The organism is Vibrio aquimaris (assembly GCF_009363415.1).
In the GTDB taxonomy this organism is placed as follows: domain Bacteria; phylum Pseudomonadota; class Gammaproteobacteria; order Enterobacterales; family Vibrionaceae; genus Vibrio; species Vibrio aquimaris.
Window position 1 is genome coordinate 335,402 of sequence record NZ_CP045350.1, and the last position, 15,650, is coordinate 351,051.

Genomic DNA, 15,650 nt, shown 5'->3' on the forward strand with positions numbered 1-15,650 from the left:
CTCCTTAAAATGATATTCTTGGGAGTAGACCGCTTAATTGACGGTTTTCGTACAGACATCTTTTTGCAGTGACGTTATTATTTCGTAACGACGTATAGGCTACCAATAAACCATGATAAAACCGTTTTTTCCAGCGATTCTACTTTTAAGCAGTATTTCAGCCTTCGGGCAAGAAGTATCGCTGTCGATTCGCGGAGTATCAGGAGAATTGGAGCAAAATGTTGAAACTTATCTGCAGGCAATTCCTAGCCAAGACTATAGTACCAGTTTGCGTTTTCAGGCTCGGGTCGAAAAGCGTTTAACTGAAGCACTCAATGCACTTGGTTATTATCATCCCAACTTTTCATTTGAGACAAACAGTGGAGAGCAGGAATTAGTCATCACTATTGTGCCCGGAGAGCCAGTCTTGATTGCGCTGGTGGACATAGAGTTAAGTGGTGAAGCCCGTGATGATCAAGCCTTTAAGACCTTGATTGAGCGCAGTGGTCTCAAACAGGGGCAAGTATTAAACCATAGTTTGTATGATGGCCTGAAATCGCGCATTCGTAACCTTGCTTTGCAAAGAGGTTATTTTGATGGAGATTACACGGTAAGTCGACTGGAGGTGTCGCCAAATTTAGATCAAGCCTTTATTCGACTTCATTTTGATAGTGGTATTCGTTATGCGTTTGGTCAAAGCTCGATTACCGGTAGCCAAATAGACTTGATGCGTGTTGAATCCTTGTCACCTTACAAACAGGGCGATCCCTATTTGGCTACAGCAGTAGGTGAATATAACCAAAACCTATCCAACACAGAATGGTTCTCATCTGTCTTAGTTGAACCTGATCTTTCTCATCTGGGAGAAGGGAGGGAGTTACCTATGAAGGTCTCTTTAGCGCCGCAGGCGAGAAATCAGCTAGAAACAGGCCTTGGTTACTCAACAGATGTTGGTGCAAAAGGATCGCTCAAATGGAAACAACCTTGGGTCAATAGCAGCGGCCATAGTTTCACTAGCAGTTTTTCAATTTCTGGGCCAGAGCAAACCGTCACAGCAGGCTATAAAGTCCCACTAGAGGATGCTCTAAATGAGTATTATCAGCTTAAGTACGGTATGAAAAATCTAGATAATCGAGATACGCAAAGTTTAGAATCGAATCTAGCCCTAGAGCGTCATTGGTTACTTGATAACGGATGGCACCGAGCCCTTTATATTCGATATTTGTTGGAAAACTACGAGCAAGGTCTACAGGATGATTCAGGACAATTCTTATTGCCTGGTTTTAGTTTTAGCCGCAGCAGAATACGTGGCGGGGCAATGCCAAGTTGGGGAGATAAACAATCACTGAGCCTTGAATTTGGTGATGACAGAGCATTATCAGAGACTAGGGTTATCCGCCTACAAGGTGGGATGACATGGATCCGTAGTGCAGGGCGAAATCATAGAGGGATCTTTCGTTTAGATGGCGGTGCCAACATCACTGAAGACTTTGAACGATTATCACCGTCTTTGCGCTTTTTTGCTGGTGGTGATAACAACTTACGTGGCTATAACTATCAATCTATTTCGCCGACTGACAGCAGTGGAGCCTTGACGGGTGCTAAATATATGGCCACGTCTTCACTGGAATATCAATACCGAATTTATGGCAATTGGTGGGGAGCGGCTTTTTACGACTATGGCGATGCGTTTAATGATGAACCTGACTTCAAACGTGGTACAGGAGTAGGTGTTCGCTGGGAATCTCCCGTGGGACCAGTCAGATTAGACTTTGCTTGGGGGTTAGATGCCACTCCGGGTGATGAGTTTAAAATTCATTTCACATTGGGCCCAGAGCTATGACCCAGCTTGTTATAAGATGCTCTAAGTGGTTTTCAGTTGCGGCAATGACGCTAATAGCAGCTATTGTGCTCGGCCTGTCTGTTATTTTGTTTACCACTTCCGGGTTAAAGTTTGTCATTTGGGCGGCCGAAAAGTCGCTGCCACAGCTTGAAATTGAGTCCTACTCTGGAGCGGTTTTTCCGCGCTTCACTCTCAATAAGGTCTCATATCAAGACCAAGCACTAAATTTAGATGTAGGTGCCAATTCTATCACTCTTGGTGTTGATGTTTCGTGCCTTGTAGGGGCAAGTATTTGTATCGACGAACTGGCCCTTAATGGCCTTAAGTTTTATATGCCTGAAGCATCATCAGACCCTCAAAGCTCCGCTGAGCCTGAAACAGATAGCGAAAGTAGTGTTAGTTTACCGATACCGCTTATTGTTAAACGTTTATCTCTTTCTGATCTTGATCTCAATATTCTTGGTTATCAGGTTCAAGTCGGGGCTTTCACCAGTGGATTGAGCTTGGCGGGACAGAACTTAACTATTGATAAAACCTTGCTAAGTAAGACTCATCTAATCTTGGCGCAAGAAAAAAATACGCCAGAACCAGCTAGCGCCCCATCGACAAGTAGTCAGCATGATATTGAGTTACCTAGTGTCGTTTTACCCTTGGATATAAACCTGAAACGATTAGATATTCATGATTTTACTTTGGTACAAGACACACCTGTTGTGGTAAACAATTTAGCGATTGAAGCAGAGGCGGTAGGTTCAAAAATTAATCTACGAGCCATGCAGCTAGATATGCCTCAACTGGCTGCTAGGCTCAATGGTGAAGTTAATTTGGTAGAAGATTACCCTATCAGTTTGGATCTTAAAACGACCATTAAACAGCCGATTGCTAAAGGTCAAATCATCGACCTTAATGCTTCGGGCAGTGTTGCTAACCTCTCCTTAGACGCCGAGTTAGGTGGTTTAGCTAAGGGTAAAATTCAAGCCTTTGTTCAACCATTGCGTAACAATATTCCATTTGAACTTTCCTTATTGGATGTACAGGCCCAGTGGCCCTTATTGGGAGAGGGAGACTACCTTGTTTCTGTGGATAGTTTGAAGAGTAAAGGCTCTTTAGATCGCTATGATATTGCTCTCGACGCCAGGTTTTCGGGAAAAGAAGTGCCCGAATCCAAGTTAACTATGTTCGGTCAAGGTAATCTTAAACAAATTGATTTAGATACGCTTTCTTTGAAAACATTAGGGGGCGAAGTATCAGGTCAGTTAATGGCGAATTGGCAAGCCCCAATTAACTGGTCTGCCGATCTCTTACTGAAAGATATTCAGCCAGGTATGCAATGGCAAGATGCCGAAGGACAAATCAGTGGCCGTTTGGCCACCTCTGGTGCTTTGACAAATCAAGGTGGATGGAAAATAGCTGTCCCTAAGTTAGATATTGACGGTGTTGTACGTGACTATCCACTCAAGCTTTTGGGTCAACTGTCAGCCTCTGATGAAACTGGAACAGGAGACATCAAGGTGACCACGTCGGGGCTCGCTTTATCTCATGGGCCAAACTTTGTGAAGGCCAGTGGTGTTATTGAGCAAGCGTCGGATATGAAGGTGGAGGTTTCTTTTGCGGACATGTCGCTAACCGTGCCTAATCTACGTGGTAACCTAAAAGGAAACCTAATATTAAAAGACAGTATCCAGCAGCCTAGGGTTGGCGTGATGCTCAAAGCGAGGGATGTCGGCTGGGGTACAGATATCGATGCTAAAACTATTGATCTAGAAGGTGAGTTATCCCCGCTTACTCAAATCGCAGCTAACATAAAACTATCGGTATTTAATGCTCACTATCAGAATTATGTTATCGATCACGTGTTGTTAAATACAAAAGGTAATGAGAAAAGTCATACGCTTAGCTTAGATGTCGTGTCGGATATCGTTTCCACTCAACTCAATCTCCACGGAGAGCTAGAACGTCTTCCAGAGCTGGTTTGGAAAGGCAATTTAGATGGGATGTTTATTAAATCAAAACAAGGGGTATGGACATTAGAGAGCGAGACCCCAGTGGGATACTCAGCTCAATCTCAGCAAGTTTTTGTTGCAGCTCACTGCTGGCAGCAAGAAGGGGCCTCAATTTGTTTGGATAAGGATATAAATGTTGGCCAAAAAGGTGAAGCTAAGGTTTCCATATCCAATATCGACTTTAGTCAGCTGCAACCTATTTTCCCTAAAAAGACAGAGCTTAAAGGCGATCTTAATCTTTCCGCTATGGCGAGTTGGGCTCCTGATACTCCACCAGTCCTCACAGTGGATCTTGGCATGGGGCAGGGCATGGTGAATGATCATGGTGCACATCCAATTCGCTTGGGCTGGGAGAGCGTTAGCTTAAAGGCGGCATTAAAAGATAATGTATTATCAACCAACTGGTTGATTGACTTGGCTGACAATGGGGATTTTTCAGGTCATGCCAAGGTATTCAATGTTGTCGATACAAACAAGTCCTTGGATGGAGAACTGCAATTGACTGAACTCAAATTGGATTTTCTAGAACCATTTTTGGGCGACTATAGTCAGTTTAAATCAACGCTTAATTCTCAATTGTCTTTCGCAGGCCCGATAATGAAGCCCAAATTAAAAGGGCAGTTTGTGCTTGATGATCTCTTTCTAAAAGGCGAAGTAACCCCCGTGGAAATTGAATCTGGAAATATTGATGTCAAATTTTCTGGATACGGTGCAAGCTTGACTGCAGCTGTTGATACGCCGGATGGGCAGTTACAAGCGAAAGGAGAAGCCGATTGGCGAGATCTTAATAAGTGGCAAACTAATCTGCGAGTGTTTGCTGATGAGCTTATGCTAGATCTCCCTCCTATGGTGAAAGTCAAAGTTATACCTGATATGACGATATCAGCCTCGCCAAAACAAGCTCGCATCGACGGTACGATAGCTTTGCCGTGGGGAAAGATTGTGGTTGAAGAGCTGCCTCCTAGTGCTATTGGCGTGTCTAAAGATCAAGTGCTCCTAAACGAACACTTAGAACCAGAAAGTATAGAGCCGACGATTCCGTTTAGTATCGAAACCAATGTTAATATTAGTATCGGCGACGAGCTTAAGTTGTCAGCTTTTGGTCTTGAAGGTAATTTGTCTGGAAACTTAAATGTCTCGCAGAGAGATAAAGGACCGTTTGTGACTGGAGAGGTAAATATTATAAATGGTTCTTATCGGTCTTTTGGTCAGGATTTGATCATCCAACAAGGAAAAATCTTGATGAATGGACCTGTTGATCAGCCTTTTGTGCAAATCACCGCGATACGTAATCCAGATAACACTCAAGACGATTACACTGCTGGAATTAAGGTGATAGGTCCGGTTGATGAGCCAAGCGTGACGATATTTTCAGAACCAAACTTGCCACAAGCGAATGCGTTATCATACTTACTACGTGGTCGAGATATTGATGGAGAGTCTGGCGGTAATTCTGTGACCTCCACTTTAATTGGTCTCAGCTTGGCTAAGAGTGGTCGAGTGGTGGGTGAGATAGGTGAAGCATTTGGTGTTCAGGATCTGCAATTGGATACGGCAGGATCAGGAGACGAATCACAAGTCACGGTTAGCGGTTATGTGCTCCCTGGTTTGCAAGTTAAATACGGTGTGGGTATTTTCGATTCGGTTGGAGAGTTCACAGTTCGCTATCGTTTGATGCAAGATCTTTACGTTGAGGCTATGTCTGGGCTAGATAGCGCGGTTGAGTTACTTTACCAGTTTGAGTTTAATTAATAAGACAGTGAGATTGCAGGATGCAACATTTAGTTTTTGTCTATGGCACATTAAGGCAAGGAGAAAGAAATCATAACTATCTTGCGGGGAATCAATGTTTAGGCCAGTGTGAGACCTTTCCTCATTACGCCCTCTATGATCTTGGCTCATACCCTGCGGTGGTCGAAGGTCATGATTCTATCTTAGGTGAAGTGTACCTTATTGATGATCAAACGCTTAGCCATTTGGATCAATTAGAAGATGTGCCAGTTGAATACCGTCGCGATCAGATTGAAACTCCCTTTGGTCAAGCTTGGATATATATCTACCAAAACAGCAGTAAACTCGATACGCTCATTTCATCAGGAGATTGGTGCCAAAGGGTATAGTCTTGTTAAAAAAGAGCCCAAGAGGCTCTTTTAGCAAAATTACTTTTGTGCGCGTTGGTAAGATTCGAGGATCTCTTTTCTTGCTGATTCGACATCTTCCCAACCATCGACTTTGACCCATTTTCCAGATTCAAGTTCTTTGTAGCGCTCAAAGAAGTGGGTGATTTGTGCTTTAAGCAGTTCAGGTAAGTCTTGAACATCTTGAATATGATCATATTCTTTAGACAGTTTACTATGTGGCACAGCCACCACTTTGGCATCTTCACCAGACTCATCTGTCATTTTCAAAACACCGACAGGGCGGCAGCGAATAACAGATCCTGGCATTAAAGGATGTGGTGTTGGAACTAGTACATCAACTGGGTCACCGTCGAGTGACAATGTGTGGTTAACGTAACCATAGTTACAGGGGTAAAACATAGGTGCAGACATAAAACGGTCGACAAATACAGCCCCTGATTCTTTGTCTACTTCATATTTGATTGGATCTGCGTTAGCTGGGATTTCAATCACCACGTAGATATCATCTGGAAGCGATTTGCCTGCCGGCACGTTATTTAAACTCATTTAGGTAGTTCCTTGTTTGTACTGACTTCTTCTAGGATCGGTTTTCTTATTGCGAAGTGTCGCTTAAAACCTTAAGGTGAGCCTTTGGAAGTACTGGGCTATATAAGATCGCAATACCTTACTGCTAAACTCGGTTTTTTGTAAACTGGATAAGGCGAGATTTGGTTCAAGAAAATGTTAAAAAGGCGCTAACTAGCGCCCTTTAGTTTAATCTTCTTGGTAATTGAGTAAAAATTCTTCTACTTTCTTAACCATGTTTTTAGAGCCTACAAAAAATGGCACACGTTGGTGCAATTCAGTTGGTTTCAGGTCCATGATTCGGTTTTGGCCATCAGATGCTACGCCACCAGCCTGCTCAATAATATAAGCCATAGGATTGCACTCGTAGAGCAGGCGAAGTTTACCACTAGGGTGGCTTTGAGTACTTGGATACAAGTAAATTCCGCCTTTTAGAAGGTTTCGATGGAAGTCTGCGACTAGTGAGCCAATATAGCGAGAAGTGTAAGGCCTGTGTTCAGTTGGCTCGTTTTCTTGGCAATACTTAATGTATTTTTTTACGCCCATAGGGAAGCGAATATAGTTTCCTTCATTGATCGAGTAGATGGTTCCATCGTCAGGTATCATCATATTCTCATGGGAGAGGCAAAAGGTACCTAAAGAAGGATCATAGGTAAAGCCGTTGACTCCTTTGCCTGTTGTGTACACCAACATGGTGGATGAACCATAAATAACATAACCAGCGGCCACTTGTTTATGCCCGGGTTGAAGGAAGTCTTCCTGAGTTGGTGGTGTACCAATAGGAGAAACGCGACGGTAGATAGAGAAGATGGTACCGACAGAGACGTTAACATCGATATTGGATGAACCATCAAGAGGATCCATAAGGACCACATACTTAGCATTTTTGTTGAGCTCTTTATTAAAGGCTACTGCTTCATCTTCCTCTTCACTTGCTACGCCACAAACTTGATCTCTGGCTTCTAATGCTGCTTTGAACTTATCGTTTGCGTAGACATCGAGTTTTTGCTGATCCTCACCTTGGATGTTCTCACTTCCAACGGCACCTGTAATATCGCCTAGACCAGCGGCGTTAATTTCACGGTTAACAATTTTGGCGGCAAGACGGATTGATGAAAGTAGAGATGACAAGTCACCGCTAGCGTGGGGGAAGTCCGCTTGTTTCTCGACGATAAACTCGCCAAGCGTGCGCATACCAGACATGGTTTTTCCTTTAAGTCGCTTCAATAGTAGGGTATTGGCTTTGGTGTTCTCTAACGGAGCACTCTATTGCCAAGCCTTATTCTAAAAGCTATTTCTTTTTATTGGTAATAAACTAATTGACCGAGATCTCGTTTTATCAGTTATGTAACAAAACTTTTCTCTCTAGTTTGCCAAAGTGTTTATTTTTGTTTTCATTATTCTAGATAAAGTCATTCATTTCTGGTTTTGGTATGCTTGCTTGCCTATAGTTGTGGTTTTTCAACCAAAACCTAACCAAAGATTCTCGCATTTACGCGTATAATCACCATAATATCTAGTCAACTCTAACCTGGGGAGAAGGTTGTAGATGCATATTCATATCTTGGGGATTTGTGGCACTTTTATGGGCGGAGCTGCTGTTTTGGCTCGTCAGTTAGGCCACAAAGTTACTGGCAGTGATGCAAATGTTTACCCGCCGATGAGTACTTTACTTGAATCTCAGGGTATCGATATCATTGAGGGTTTTGACCCTTCTCAGCTTGAGCCCGCTCCCGATCTTGTTGTGATTGGTAATGCGATGAGCCGTGGTAACCCTTGTGTCGAACATGTTCTCAATAGCAATATGCGTTACACATCTGGTCCTCAGTGGTTGCAGGAGTTTCTTCTTCATGACCGTTGGGTGCTTGCGGTGTCTGGGACTCATGGCAAAACCACCACTTCAAGCATGCTGGCATGGATCTTAGAGGAATGTGGTTACCAACCCGGATTCTTAGTTGGAGGGGTATTAGGAAACTTTGGTGTTTCAGCTCGCTTGGGCGAAAGTATGTTTTTTGTCGTTGAAGCCGATGAATATGACAGCGCTTTTTTCGATAAGCGGTCGAAGTTTGTCCATTATCATCCTCGCACTTTGGTGATTAACAATCTTGAGTTCGATCATGCAGATATATTCGATGATCTTGAAGCGATCAAGCGGCAATTTCATCATTTAGTCAGAACGGTTCCTGGGAACGGACGTATTCTTGTACCGCAAGATACAGACATTGATGATGTACTTGAGCGTGGATGCTGGAGTGAAAAAGAAGTCACAGGTTTGCAAGGTGATTGGCGAGCAGAAAAAATGCTGGCAGACGGCTCTCAATTTAAGGTGCTTTTCCAAGGTGTTGAGTCTGGTGTGGTTAAATGGGACTTGGTCGGAGATCATAATGTTGACAATGCTCTGATGGCGATTGCTGCTGCTCGCCATGTTGGCGTTGTACCAGAGCTCGCATGTCAGGCACTGGCTAAATTTGTTAATACTCGACGCAGACTGGAGCTAAAAGGCGAGGTCAATCAAGTTCGAGTCTATGATGATTTTGCTCATCACCCAACAGCGATTGAACTTACCCTTGGTGGATTACGTAATAAGGTTGGCAGTCAGCGTATTTTTGCTGTGCTCGAGCCGCGTAGTGCTACGATGAAAAAAGGCGTGCATAAAGATTCACTGGCTGCTTCACTCGACCAAGCTGATCAGGTCTTCTTATATCAACCAGACAATATTGATTGGCCTGTTGCCGATATCGCAGAGCAGTGTCATCAGCCAGCGTATACGTCAAACAGCGTCGATGACTTGGTTGATATGGTGATAGAGCGAAGTATGCCAGGCGATCAAATCCTAGTAATGAGTAACGGCGGTTTTGAAGGCATACAAGAAAAGTTGTTGGCCAAACTTGCCGAGTAAATGAACCTAGTAGTATGAATCAAATAAACAACAAAGCGATAACATTAGCCTTTACAGGTGCGTCGGGCGCACCATACGGACTGAGGCTTCTGCAATGCTTACTAGCCGCAGAGTATCAGGTTCACTTGCTGATATCTTCTGCAGCGAGAGTGGTGCTTGCCACTGAGCATGATATGAAATTGCCCGGTAACCCCCAAGCTATCCAAGAAACCTTGGTGGAATATCTTGGGTGTGATTCAGAACAATTGCAGGTCTATGGTAAAGACGATTGGTTTTCTCCTGTGGCTTCAGGTTCTGCAGCGCCGAAACAGATGGTGGTTTGTCCTTGTTCTTCAGGCAGTGTTGCAGCAATTGCCCATGGAATGTCAGATAATCTTATTGAGCGAGCCGCAGATGTGGTCATAAAAGAGCGCGGCCAATTGATCTTGGTTGTGCGAGAAACACCGTTTTCGACTTTGCATTTGGAAAATATGCTCAAACTGTCTCAAATGGGCGTGACTATCATGCCAGCAGCACCTGGCTTTTATCACCAACCGTCTTCAATTGAAGATTTGGTGGACTTTATGGTTGCTCGAGTCTTGGATCATTTAGGTATAGAACAAAAGATGGTTCCACGCTGGGGATATGACTCTAGATAAATAGCTCAATTCCCATTACAATTCGGTCAACACTCAACGGGGAGCTGGTTATCACTATTGGTGATAAGGCTGAGATTAGGTATTGCCTAGGACCCGTATACCTGAACCAGATAATACTGGCGTAGGAATTGAGTCAAAATATTTGTGATAAATGTTTGCTCAAACCTGTGCCGCTCAATCAAGGAGAGCGAGCAGTGAAAACCCTTCATAGCACTATAGCTTTAGCGCTATTTGCATCATTTTCAGCATCATCAGCGGATAATACATTAACCGTATATACCTATGATTCTTTTGCGGCTAAATGGGGCCCTGGTCCTAAAATAGAGCAAGCATTTGAGGAAAAATGTCACTGCGACCTGAATTTTGTTGCTCTAGATGATGGTGTATCAATTCTTAATCGCTTGCGCTTAGAAGGTAAAAATAGCAAGGCAGATATCGTACTTGGCTTAGATAAGAACTTAATGCCTGAAGCAAAGAAAACTGGCTTGCTCACCAAGCATCATGTTGATACCAAAACAGTCGACTTGCCTAATGGCTGGAGTGACTCAGTATTTCTGCCCTATGATTTTGGTTATTTTGCCTTTGTATATAACAAGGAAAAATTGTCAAAGCCGCCTAAAAGCCTTAAAGAGCTAGTCGAATCTCGTGACGACCTTAAAGTCATCTACCAAGATCCGCGTACTTCAACGCCGGGTCAAGGCTTGATGTTATGGATGAAGTCTGTTTATGGCGATTCAGTCTCTCCTGCTTGGCAGCAGTTAGCGAAGAAAACAGTGACAGTGACGAAAGGGTGGTCTGAAGCCTATTCGCTATTTCTTGATGGTGAAGCCGACATGGTGCTCTCGTATACCACATCTCCGGCTTATCACTTGATTGCGGAGAATGACGCAAAGTTTGCTGCTGCGGATTTTAGCGAAGGCCATTATACCCAAGTTGAAGTTGCCGCTAAGGTCAAATCATCAAAAAATCCTCAATTGGCTGACCAATTTATGGCCTTTATTTTGAGCGATGACTTTCAATCTCTGATGCCTACGGGTAACTGGATGTATCCGGTCACAGACGTCACTTTACCTGACGGCTTTGACACTCTCACCATTCCCAATAAGGCACTAAGCCTGAATGAAGAAGAGGTGGCTCAAAACCGTAAGGCATGGATTAGAGAATGGCAAAGCGCTTTGACTTTCTAAGGGCACCTTTTGTATAAAATCCCCAAGCTAGGACTCTGGGTCGCGATATGCATCGCGGCCTTTGTTATTTGTGCCATTGGCGCATTGTTATCTTTTACTCCTTCATTAGACCTGTCACAAATATGGTTTGACCCTTATTATCGACACGTCACTAAGTTCAGTTTCTATCAAGCCTCATTATCAACTTTGTTGAGTGTTGGACTGGCTATTCCCGTTGCTCATGCTTTGTATCGAAATTCATTTGTTGGTAAGCAGTGGGTGCTCAAGCTCTTTTCCGCCACCTTAGTATTACCTGTTTTAGTTGGAATATTTGGCTTGGTGTCTATCTATGGCAATAAAGGCTTAATAGTTGAATTGCTTGATTGGATGGGGTTTGCAGCGCCATTTTCTATTTACGGCCTTAAAGGCATTTTACTTGCTCATGTATTTTTTAATTTGCCCTACGCCAGTCGACTATTACTTATGGCCCTAGAGTCTATTCCATGTGAGCAACACAAACTTTGTGCTCATCTTGGAATGACACATTGGCATAAATTTAAATGGATAGAATGGCCTAGACTGCGTCAGCAATTGCCCCATGTGATTGGTTTGGTGTTTATGCTGTGCTTTACCAGTTTTGCGACTGTAATGGCACTGGGGGGAGGCCCCAAATCAACCACCATTGAATTGGCTATCTATCAGGCGATAAAGTTTGACTTTGACTTGCAAGCAGGCGCGATTTTAGCGTTATGGCAAATGCTGTTGTGTAGCCTAATTGCTTTCTCAGTGCATCGCTTGGCAACGCCTATTTCGGTGACAGCTTCGACGCAAATAAGTGACCATTTCTCTCTATCCGCTTCGTGGAGATCTCGAGTATGGGATGGATTTTGGATTATCTTTAGCCTTTTGTTGGTGATACCACCACTGTTTATGGTGGTATGGAGTGGATTAAATGCCCAAGTGGTCAAGGTGCTTAGCGACCCGGCGTTTTGGAATGCTTTGTGGACATCGTGCAAGATAGCGCTGTTGGCAAGTGTTTTTGCTCTTTTCGCTGGCATTGCTATTTTGTTGACCAGTCGACGTTTGAGGTTGAATACCAAAGCCCGTTTTGCTGATCAAATTGAACTGATCGGAACCATTATTCTAGTCACACCAAGTTTGGTTATTGCGACTGGAGTGTTTTTATTACTGCGAAGTTTTACGGATGTTTTCAGCCTAGGTTTTGTGGTGGTGGTGATGGTGAACGCTTTGATGGGATTACCCTATGTGATCAAAACCCTATCCCAACCTATGTTGCATATTGAGCAACAATATCAATATTTGTGTGCCAGCCTTGGTATCAAAGGTTGGCAACGTTTTCGATTGATTGAGTGGCGAGCACTGCGCAGGCCACTGGCTCATGCATTTGCTATCAGTTTTATGTTTGCGATCGGCGATCTTAGCGCTATTGCTTTGTTTGGCAGCCAAGAGTTTCGGACTTTACCGCTGTATTTGTTTCAATTATTAGGAAGTTATCAAATTGCAGCAGCAGCTGTGGTCTCTCTTACTCTGTTGATTTTGAGTCTAGGTTGCTTTGCTTTGATAGAAAGCTTGTTCAAAGCTAACTCTAAGGTGAAATATGCTCACGTTTAAAGATGTTTGTTACCATTACCAACAAGATAGCTTCCTGTTTGAATTAGATATTCAGCAGGGAAGCCGAGTTGCTATTATGGGCCCAAGTGGTGCTGGTAAATCAACATTATTGGCTCTCGCAGCGGGTTTTATACAACCAAAAAGTGGTGAAATTGTTGCTAATGGAGAGGATGTTGTAAAACTTGAACCTTATCAGCGGCCATTTGCATTCTTGTTTCAAGAGCATAATTTGTTCGCTCACCTTAGCGTAAGAGAGAATATAGGTTTAGGCTTACACCCGGGCTTGAAGCTGAGCCAAGAGCAGCGTTGTATGGTTGAGCAGGCCGCCAAGCAGGTTGGTATCGACGAGTATTTGGATCGTTTACCCGAGCAACTATCTGGTGGCCAGCGCCAGAGGGTGGCGTTAGCTCGATGTTTTGTCCAGCCTCACTCTATATGGCTTTTGGACGAGCCCTTTTCAGCATTAGATCCCATGTTACGTGAAGAAATGCTCGCATTGGTTAATAAGCTTGCCACTGAACGCAATATTACCCTTGTAATGGTGACCCATCATCTCAGTGACGCCAGAGCCATAGGGTCTCATTTTGCCTATGTCGATAAGGGCAAAGTTTGGGCATCAGGCAATATTGAGGATTTAACGCCCGAGCATAAAGACCCAATATTGAGTGAGTTTGTCAAAGCAGGGCAGGGATGAAGTACACAACTAGGGCTAGCGATTTAGCACGCTAGCCCTAACTATTTATCAAGTTTAATGCTGAGATCGTGGAGTATTAAAACTCTTCATCGTGGAGTGCTTTGAGCACTTGGAATATCTCGCGGTACGCTTTAGCAGGCTTACCAGCGCTCTTTTCTTTTACCGCTTGACGCGCTAACTGGCGTAGGCGCTGGCGATCGGCTTGTGGGTAAAGTTCCAGTACGTCAGCAATCGCGTCATCGCCTTCTGTGAGCATACGATCGCGAAGCTGCTCTAACTTATGTAAGGCAGCGGTTGCTTGCGAGTGTTTGTTACGCACCTTGTCTAATGCGGCTTGCAAAGGCTCTGGGTCTTCAAAGCGCATCAACTTACCGATATATTGAAGCTGGCGTCTGCGAGCCTCGTTTTTAAAACGTTGCGCATCTTTAATGGCGTCTGCCAAGTCTTCACTGAGCGGAAATTTTTCAAGTACAGAAGGCTTTAGATTCACTAACTCTTCGCCTAGTTTCTGCAACTCTTCCATGTCACGTTTCATCTCGGTCTTACTGACCCAAATGATTTCTTCCTCTTCTTCCCATGGCGCTTTTTGGTTCTTACGTGCCATTTTTCTGCCTTAATTTAACTGTCTATTTCTCTATTTTAACAAGAATCATGGGGAGAAAGCGAAATTCTTGTTATCCTAGGAAGAATATACCTAAAGCATGAAGAAAATATGGACGTAAAACAGCAAATTGCTCAGCAAAGCGTTGAGCTCGAAGCCGTGGTTGCAAAAGCACTCGAAATGGCTGCGCAAAAATCCGATGGTGCTGAAGTCGCGATCACAAAGAGCACTGGATTAAGTGTTTCTACTCGGATGTGTGAGGTAGAAAATGTTGAGTTTAACAGTGATGGTGCCTTAGGTATTACTGTGTTTAAAGGGCAGCGAAAGGGCAGCGCCTCGACATCTGATTTGAGTGAAAAGGCGATACAACAAACGGTTTTAGCGGCACTTGACATCGCCAATTATACTTCCGAAGATCCTTACGCAGGCCCTGCGCCAAAAGAGCTGATGGTCAAAGAAATACCCGATCTTGATTTATTTCACCCTGATACTCCTGACCCTGATCAGGCAGCGCAAATTGCGATACGGGCTGAGCAGCAAGCGTTATCACACAGCGACAAGATCAAACAAAGCGATGGCGCCAGTTATGACAGTCACTATGGTCTAAAAGTCTATGGTAATAGCCATGGCGTGCTGGCGAGTTATGCATCAAGCCGTCACAGCACCAACTGCTGTGTAATTGGTGAAGGCAAAAGTGGTGTGATGGAACGTGATTACAGCTACACGGTTGCGCGCTGTAAAGACGATTTGTGGACGCCAGAATCAGTTGGCGAAAAAGCGGCAGAAAAGACCATTCATCGTCTTGATGCGCAAAAGCTAAAAACGGGACAGTATCCGGTTATGTTTGCTGCCGACGTTGCGACTGGTTTGCTTGGTCATCTCGTGATGGCAATCAGTGGTGGGAATTTGTATCGCAAGTCTTCTTTCTTACTTGATCGTTTAGGTCAGCAGATTTTGCCTAACTGGTTCAATATTTCAGAAAAACCTCATGTATTGAGAGGACTGGCTTCCAGCCCATTTGATAGCGAAGGGGTGATAACTCAAGATCGCGAAATTATCTCCGATGGTGTGCTATCGACCTACCTTTTGACCAGTTACGCCGCGCGCAAATTAGATATGACGCCAACAGGCCATGCTGGTGGTATTCATAACTGGTACGTGCAATCAACGGGACAAAACTTTGAGCAAATGCTTAAAGAGTTAGGTACAGGCTTTCTGGTTACTGAAGTGATGGGGCAAGGTGTCAACATAGTCACTGGAGATTATTCTCGAGGGGCGGCAGGCTTTTGGGTAGAAAATGGTAAGATACAATATCCAGTTTCTGAAGTGACAATTGCCGGCAATCTTAGCACTATGTTTGAGAAAATCGCAGCAGTTGGCAGCGATATCGAAACACGTTCTCAAATTCAGACAGGTTCTGTTTTGCTAGAAAGTATGAAAGTGGCAGGAGACTGATAGTCTATCGGAACTATTATCCAGTGATAAAAAGG

The 15,650-nt window shown here is 43.9% G+C and carries 12 protein-coding genes and 1 riboswitch; of the genes, 9 read left to right on the forward strand and 3 right to left on the reverse strand.

Features of this window, described 5'->3' with window-relative positions:
• The first annotated feature begins 112 nt into the window (after nucleotides 1-112).
• Genes tamA through FIV01_RS01645 form a run of 3 tightly spaced genes read left to right on the forward strand, consistent with a single transcriptional unit; the run spans nucleotide 113 to nucleotide 5,945 of the window.
• The gene (gene tamA / locus FIV01_RS01635; RefSeq protein ID WP_152429440.1) at nucleotides 113-1,822 is read left to right on the forward strand and encodes an autotransporter assembly complex protein TamA; all 1,710 of its coding nucleotides are present in this window, start codon (nucleotides 113-115) and stop codon (nucleotides 1,820-1,822) included.
• Nucleotides 1,819-5,577, forward strand: coding sequence for an autotransporter assembly complex protein TamB (gene tamB, locus FIV01_RS01640; protein WP_152429441.1), 3,759 nt, complete (start codon nucleotides 1,819-1,821; stop codon nucleotides 5,575-5,577). The genes tamA and tamB overlap by 4 nt, the downstream gene beginning before the upstream one ends.
• A 20-nt stretch (nucleotides 5,578-5,597) precedes the next feature.
• Complete coding sequence (locus FIV01_RS01645; protein ID WP_152429442.1) at nucleotides 5,598-5,945, forward strand: gamma-glutamylcyclotransferase family protein; 348 nt, start codon at nucleotides 5,598-5,600, stop codon at nucleotides 5,943-5,945.
• Nucleotides 5,946-5,984: 39 nt separating this feature from the next.
• On the opposite strand, the gene ppa is transcribed toward FIV01_RS01645, so the two are convergent.
• The gene (ppa, locus tag FIV01_RS01650) at nucleotides 5,985-6,512 is read right to left on the reverse strand and encodes an inorganic diphosphatase (RefSeq protein WP_152429443.1); all 528 of its coding nucleotides are present in this window, start codon (nucleotides 6,510-6,512) and stop codon (nucleotides 5,985-5,987) included.
• 207 nt (nucleotides 6,513-6,719) lie between these two features.
• Complete coding sequence (fbp, locus tag FIV01_RS01655; RefSeq protein ID WP_152429444.1) at nucleotides 6,720-7,733, reverse strand: class 1 fructose-bisphosphatase; 1,014 nt, start codon at nucleotides 7,731-7,733, stop codon at nucleotides 6,720-6,722.
• 346 nt (nucleotides 7,734-8,079) lie between these two features.
• On the opposite strand from fbp, the gene mpl reads away from it, so the two are divergent.
• The 5 genes from mpl to thiQ all read left to right on the forward strand — a co-directional run bounded on the left by mpl (nucleotide 8,080) and on the right by thiQ (nucleotide 13,559).
• The gene (mpl, locus tag FIV01_RS01660; RefSeq protein WP_152429445.1) at nucleotides 8,080-9,429 is read left to right on the forward strand and encodes a UDP-N-acetylmuramate:L-alanyl-gamma-D-glutamyl-meso-diaminopimelate ligase; all 1,350 of its coding nucleotides are present in this window, start codon (nucleotides 8,080-8,082) and stop codon (nucleotides 9,427-9,429) included.
• Nucleotides 9,430-9,443: 14 nt separating this feature from the next.
• Nucleotides 9,444-10,067: a flavin prenyltransferase UbiX gene (locus FIV01_RS01665; RefSeq protein ID WP_152429446.1), complete on the forward strand. Its 624-nt coding sequence runs from the start codon at nucleotides 9,444-9,446 to the stop codon at nucleotides 10,065-10,067.
• Between the two features lie 27 nt (nucleotides 10,068-10,094).
• Nucleotides 10,095-10,212, forward strand: a riboswitch (TPP riboswitch).
• Nucleotides 10,213-10,261: 49 nt separating this feature from the next.
• Nucleotides 10,262-11,254 (forward strand): thiamine ABC transporter substrate binding subunit, encoded by a 993-nt coding sequence (gene thiB / locus FIV01_RS01670; RefSeq protein WP_152431626.1) that lies wholly within the window; start codon nucleotides 10,262-10,264, stop codon nucleotides 11,252-11,254.
• A 9-nt stretch (nucleotides 11,255-11,263) separates the two neighbouring features.
• Complete coding sequence (gene thiP / locus FIV01_RS01675) at nucleotides 11,264-12,865, forward strand: thiamine/thiamine pyrophosphate ABC transporter permease ThiP (protein WP_152429447.1); 1,602 nt, start codon at nucleotides 11,264-11,266, stop codon at nucleotides 12,863-12,865.
• Nucleotides 12,852-13,559, forward strand: coding sequence for a thiamine ABC transporter ATP-binding protein (gene thiQ, locus FIV01_RS01680; RefSeq protein WP_152429448.1), 708 nt, complete (start codon nucleotides 12,852-12,854; stop codon nucleotides 13,557-13,559). Before thiP ends, thiQ begins: the two co-directional genes overlap by 14 nt.
• Nucleotides 13,560-13,635: 76 nt before the next feature.
• Here thiQ and yjgA read toward each other — a convergent pair whose 3' ends face one another.
• Nucleotides 13,636-14,163: a ribosome biogenesis factor YjgA gene (gene yjgA, locus FIV01_RS01685; RefSeq protein ID WP_152429449.1), complete on the reverse strand. Its 528-nt coding sequence runs from the start codon at nucleotides 14,161-14,163 to the stop codon at nucleotides 13,636-13,638.
• A 108-nt stretch (nucleotides 14,164-14,271) separates the two neighbouring features.
• On the opposite strand from yjgA, the gene pmbA reads away from it, so the two are divergent.
• The gene (gene pmbA / locus FIV01_RS01690) at nucleotides 14,272-15,615 is read left to right on the forward strand and encodes a metalloprotease PmbA (RefSeq protein ID WP_152429450.1); all 1,344 of its coding nucleotides are present in this window, start codon (nucleotides 14,272-14,274) and stop codon (nucleotides 15,613-15,615) included.
• The last annotated feature ends 35 nt before the right edge of the window (nucleotides 15,616-15,650 follow it).

Bases quoted from the DNA above. Each gene is read 5' to 3' on its own strand.
- FIV01_RS01665 (WP_152429446.1), top strand. From the start codon at position 9,444: ATGAATCAAATAAACAACAAAGCGATAACATTAGCCTTTACAGGTGCG.
- thiQ (WP_152429448.1), top strand. From the start codon at position 12,852: ATGCTCACGTTTAAAGATGTTTGTTACCATTACCAACAAGATAGCTTC.
- mpl (WP_152429445.1), top strand. From the start codon at position 8,080: ATGCATATTCATATCTTGGGGATTTGTGGCACTTTTATGGGCGGAGCT.
- FIV01_RS01645 (WP_152429442.1), top strand. From the start codon at position 5,598: ATGCAACATTTAGTTTTTGTCTATGGCACATTAAGGCAAGGAGAAAGA.
- tamA (WP_152429440.1), top strand. From the start codon at position 113: ATGATAAAACCGTTTTTTCCAGCGATTCTACTTTTAAGCAGTATTTCA.
- pmbA (WP_152429450.1), top strand. From the start codon at position 14,272: ATGGACGTAAAACAGCAAATTGCTCAGCAAAGCGTTGAGCTCGAAGCC.
- tamB (WP_152429441.1), top strand. From the start codon at position 1,819: ATGACCCAGCTTGTTATAAGATGCTCTAAGTGGTTTTCAGTTGCGGCA.
- yjgA (WP_152429449.1), bottom strand. From the start codon at position 14,163: ATGGCACGTAAGAACCAAAAAGCGCCATGGGAAGAAGAGGAAGAAATC.
- fbp (WP_152429444.1), bottom strand. From the start codon at position 7,733: ATGTCTGGTATGCGCACGCTTGGCGAGTTTATCGTCGAGAAACAAGCG.
- ppa (WP_152429443.1), bottom strand. From the start codon at position 6,512: ATGAGTTTAAATAACGTGCCGGCAGGCAAATCGCTTCCAGATGATATC.